The sequence below is a fragment of the Streptomyces sp. NPDC057963 genome (assembly GCF_042887155.1).
GTDB lineage: Bacteria > Actinomycetota > Actinomycetes > Streptomycetales > Streptomycetaceae > Streptomyces.
On record NZ_JBHVPX010000068.1, the window covers coordinates 1 to 2,303 of the forward strand.

The following is a 2,303-nucleotide window of genomic DNA, read 5'->3' on the forward strand; positions in this document are numbered from 1 at the left end:
GCGGCTGCTTATGCGGCGCGTTGTGCGGGTGGGGTGCCGGTGTGGTCGCCGTTGCCGGTGCAGTATGCGGATTATGCGTTGTGGCAGCGTGAGGTCCTCGGAGCCGAGGACGATCGGGAGAGTGCTGTTTCGCAACAACTGGCGTACTGGACCGAGGCATTGGCGGATCTTCCGGAGGAGATCTCCCTTCCTGCCGACCGGCCCAGGACAGCTGCGGAGAGTGCGCAGCCCGGCCGCGTCATACGGTTCTCCCTCGACCCCGAGCTGCACCGGGCCATGACCGCACTCGCCCGAGTCCGAGGTGCCACCGTCTTCATGGTGCTCCAGGCCGGACTCGCCGCTCTGCTGAGCCGGCTGGGTGCGGGGAACGACATCCCGATCGGTGCTCCGATCGCGGGCCGTACCGACGACGCGCTGGACGACCTGATCGGGTTCTTCGTGAACACGCTGGTGCTGCGCACGGACACCAGTGGTGACCCCTCGTTCCAGGAGCTGCTCGGGCGGGTGCGTGCCACTGATCTGGCGGCGTACGAGCACCAGGATCTGCCGTTCGAGCGGCTGGTGGAGGTGCTCAATCCGGCGCGGTCGATGACCCGCCACCCGCTGTTCCAGGTCTGGCTGGCCCTGGACAACACCCCCGACGAGAAGCTGGACCTGCCCGGGTTGGGCATCGCGATCGAGCCGACCGCCGACGCCTTCTCGAAGTTCGACCTGCTCCTGAGCATGGGCGAGAGGCACGACGACGACGGCGCACCCGCCGGAGTCGAGGGCATGGCGCGGTACAACGCCGGCCTGTTCGACCACGCCACCGTGGAGTCGGCCCTGGAACGTCTGAAGCGGCTGCTGCGGGCCTCGGTCGCCGACCCCGGCAAGCCGATCAGCCAGGTGGACCTGCTCTCCGCCGAGGAGCGCAGCCGGATCCTCGGGGAATGGAACGACACGGACCGCCCGGCCCCGGCAGACCTGCTGCCCCGGATGTTCGAGGTACAGGCTGCCCGCACGCCCCGGGCACCCGCCGTGTCGGACGGTGACACCGTCCTGACGTACGCCGAACTGGAAATCCGCGCCAACCGGCTCGCGCACCACCTGATCGGCCTCGGAGCGGGCCCGGAGCAGGTCGTCGCGATCGCCCTGCCCCGCTCCCCGGAACTCATGGTGGCCCTGCTCGCGGTCGCGAAGACGGGGGCGGCCTACCTGCCTCTCGACACGGAGTACCCGGCCGAGCGGATCGCCCTCATGCAGGCCGACACCGCACCGCTGGTGCTGGTCACGACCAAGGACGCGCCGGTCGGGTCGGCCCATGGCCCGGCCGCCGTCACCCTGCTGATCGACGACCCCGACGTCGCCGCCGACGTGGCGCGGCGGCCGGCGAATCCCCCGTCGGACGCCGAGCGGCTGCGGCCCCTGCACCCGCGCAACGCCGCCTACGTGATCTACACCTCCGGGTCCACGGGTACGCCGAAGGGCGTCATGGTCGAGCACGGAGCGCTCGCCGACTACCTGACAGGCGCACGCTCCGGATATCCGAGCACCCGCGGCGCCGCCTTGCTGCACTCCTCCGTCTCGTTCGACATGACGGTCACGGCGCTCTACGTCCCGCTGATCTCCGGCGGGTGCGTGGTCATCGGATCCCTCCGGGACGCCGAAGCCGGGCGATCGGCGCAGACCGCGCCGTACACCTTCCTGAAGGCGACCCCCAGCCACCTGTCGCTGCTCATGGAGCTGCCGAAGGAGTACGCCCCGACGAGCGAACTCCTCCTGGCGGGCGAGCCCGTCAACGCTGCCGCCCTGGAGGACTGGCGCCGCCGTCATCCGGATGTCGCGGTGCGCAACGTCTACGGCCCCACCGAAACCACGGTCAGCGCCACCGAGTACCGCCTCGCCCCCGGGCAGGCGGTCGACGGGCACACCCTGCCCATCGGACGCCCCCTGGACAACACGCGGGTGTATGTGCTGGACGGTGGGTTGCGGCCGGTTCCGGTGGGGACGCCGGGGGAGTTGTTCCTCGCGGGTTCCGGGGTGGCTCGGGGGTATGTGGGCCGGCCTGGTCCGACGGCGGAGCGGTTCGTGGCGGATCCGTTCGGTGGTGGTGGTGGCCGGATGTACCGGACGGGTGATGTGGTGCGGTGGCGTGCGGACGGGAATCTGGAGTTCCTGGGCCGTGCCGACGACCAGGTGAAGGTGCGCGGCTATCGGATCGAGCCGGGTGAGATCGAGTCGGCGCTGCTGTCCTGCCCCGGTGTCGCGCAGGCGGCGGTCGTGGTCCGGGAGGACCGGCCCGGTGACCGGCGCATCGTCGGATA

The 2,303-nt window shown here is 70.7% G+C and carries 1 protein-coding gene; it reads left to right on the forward strand.

The features are described 5' to 3' along the window. Positions 1–57: 57 nt before the first annotated feature. Positions 58–2,303, forward strand: a 2,246-nt coding sequence (locus tag ACFVT1_RS40945) for an amino acid adenylation domain-containing protein (protein WP_389805856.1), incomplete at its 3' end; no start/stop codon positions are given.